This window comes from uncultured Sphingomonas sp. (assembly GCF_964244235.1).
Taxonomy (GTDB): domain Bacteria; phylum Pseudomonadota; class Alphaproteobacteria; order Sphingomonadales; family Sphingomonadaceae; genus Sphingomonas.
In genome coordinates this window covers 1-2,218 of sequence record NZ_CAXTII010000147.1, presented here as the reverse complement: position 1 = coordinate 2,218, position 2,218 = coordinate 1, and the positions used below count along the sequence as shown (strand labels likewise).

Genomic DNA, 2,218 nt, shown 5'->3' with positions numbered 1-2,218 from the left:
CCGAAGATCGCCGATGCCCAACCGCGAGCTACACCACGTCGTGGGACACGACCTGTGGTTCGTCCACTTCCAGCCGATTCGGCGACCATCCGCGACCCGAAACGGGCTTGCATCGCCGCCCGCTTCCCCGCAGCTTCGCGGTCGCACAACGAACAGGCGCGCCATGACCGACCTTCCCCCCATCCTCCGCACCGGCGCGAACGCGGCCGCCGCGGTCACGTTGCCCGCGCGTCCGGAAGCGTTGCGGCTCGACCCGGCGGAAACCGCGGTCGTCGTCATCGACATGCAGAACGCCTATGCGACCGAAGGCGGTTACGTCGATCTGGCGGGGTTCGACATCGCCGGGACGGCGGGCGTCATCGGCAAGATCGCGCAGGTCCTCGATACCGCGCGGGGTGCCGGCATGCCGGTGATATTCCTGCAGAATGGCTGGGACCCCGACTATGTCGAGGCAGGCGGCCCGGGATCGCCCAACTGGCACAAGTCGAACGCGCTGAAGACGATGCGCGCACGCCCCGAACTCCACGGCCAGCTGCTCGCGCGCGGCGGCTGGGACTACGAGCTGGTCGACGCGCTAAAGCCCCAGCCCGGCGACATCCGCGTCCACAAGGCGCGCTACAGCGCCTTCTTCAACTCGCAGCTCGACAGCGTCCTCAGGTCGCGCGGCATCCGCAACATCGTGTTCGTGGGGATCGCCTCCAACGTCTGTGTCGAGAGCACGCTCCGCGACGGCTTCCACCTCGAATATTTCGGCGTGATGCTGGAGGATGCAACGCATCATCTGGGACCGCCGATGACGCAGGAGGCGACCGTCTACAATGTCGAGAAGTTCTTCGGCTGGGTCTCCACCGTCGCCGATTTCTGCGGCAGCTTCGGCCAGATATCCAAGGAATAATATATGCCCTTCGAACCCATCAACCCGCCGCAATTCCCGACCCCGATCGCGCCCTATTCGGCCGCGGTGAAGGCGGGGAACACCGTTTACGTCTCGGGCGTGCTGGCGCTGGGCGAGGGCGGGGTGGTGCTGAACCCGGGCAATGTCCGGTTGCAGACCAAGCATGTGCTCGACACGATCAAGACCACGCTGGAGGTAGCCGGCGCGACTATGGCCGATGTCGCGATGAACCATATCTTCCTGAAATATCTTGGTGATTATGCAGCGTTCAATGAGGTCTATGCCGAATATTTTCCGGATGCGAGGCCGGCGCGCTATTGCCTGATCGTCGAAATGGTCAAGCCGGAATGCCTGGTCGAGATCGCCTCCGTGGCGCATATCGGCTGATGCCCGAGGCGTCGGGACTTTTCTGGGACGAGCAAGGCCCCGCCGACGCGCCCGTGCTCATCCTGTCGTCCGGGCTCGGCGGATTGGCGGGCTATTGGCAATCCAATCTGGCCTCGCTCGCCCAGCGTCACCGGGTGATCGCCTATGACCATCGCGGCACCGGCCGGTCGTCGCGCGAGGTGCCGGGCGACCTGACGATCCAGGCGATGGCGGCGGACCTGGCGCTGCTCATCCGTGAGACCGGCGTCGTGAAGCCGACGCTGATCGGCCATGCGATCGGCGGATTGATCGGGCTGGCCGCAACGCTGGCCGAGCCGGCGTTGCTGGCGCGGTTGGTCGTCATCAACGGCTGGGCGCGGCTCGATCCGCATACCGCGCGGTGCTTCGATACCCGGCTATCGCTGCTCCGCGACAGCGGGGTGCGGGCGTATCTGCATGCGCAGCCGCTGTTCCTCTATCCGGCACCCTGGATATCTGATCATCACGCTCGTCTTGCGGACGAGGAGGAGGCGGGCATCGCGCATTTTCCCGGTGTCGAGATGATCCAGCGCCGTATCGCCGCCGCCCGTCGCTTCGACCTTCTCCATCGCCTGCCAGACATCGCGGTGCCGACGCTGCTGGTGGCGAGCGACGACGACATGCTCGTGCCGCACGGCTGTTCGGACGTGCTGGCGAAGGGCCTGCCCGACGCGCAACTCGCGCGGATGGCGAGCGGGGGGCATGCGTGCAACGTCACGCGCGCGGACCATTTCAACATGTGGCTGCTCGACTGGCTCGACAGCGAAGCGGAGTGAGCGAATGCAGGTCGGCGTCTTCGTGCCAATCAACAATAATGGCTGGCTGATCAGCGAGAACGCGCCGCAGTACAAGCCGAGCTTCGACCTCAACAAGCGCATCGCCGTCGCCGCCGAGAAACATGGTCTCGACTTCCTGCTG

At 65.4% G+C, this 2,218-nt stretch carries 3 protein-coding genes and 1 pseudogene; all 4 read left to right on the top strand.

Annotated elements, in window-relative coordinates:
* The first annotated feature begins 163 nt into the window (after positions 1–163).
* Complete coding sequence (gene rutB / locus ACFE7D_RS14390; protein WP_375396095.1) at positions 164–895, top strand: pyrimidine utilization protein B; 732 nt, start codon at positions 164–166, stop codon at positions 893–895.
* A 3-nt stretch (positions 896–898) separates the two neighbouring features.
* Entirely contained in the window at positions 899–1,282 is a 384-nt protein-coding gene (locus ACFE7D_RS14385) for a Rid family hydrolase (RefSeq protein WP_375396094.1), read from the top strand.
* On the top strand, positions 1,282–2,076 hold the full coding sequence (gene rutD / locus ACFE7D_RS14380) for a pyrimidine utilization protein D (protein ID WP_375396093.1): 795 nt from the start codon (positions 1,282–1,284) through the stop codon (positions 2,074–2,076). The genes ACFE7D_RS14385 and rutD overlap by 1 nt, the downstream gene beginning before the upstream one ends.
* A gap of 4 nt (positions 2,077–2,080) precedes the next feature.
* Positions 2,081–2,218 (top strand): annotated as a pseudogene (locus ACFE7D_RS14375) (pyrimidine utilization protein A); the annotation flags it as partial.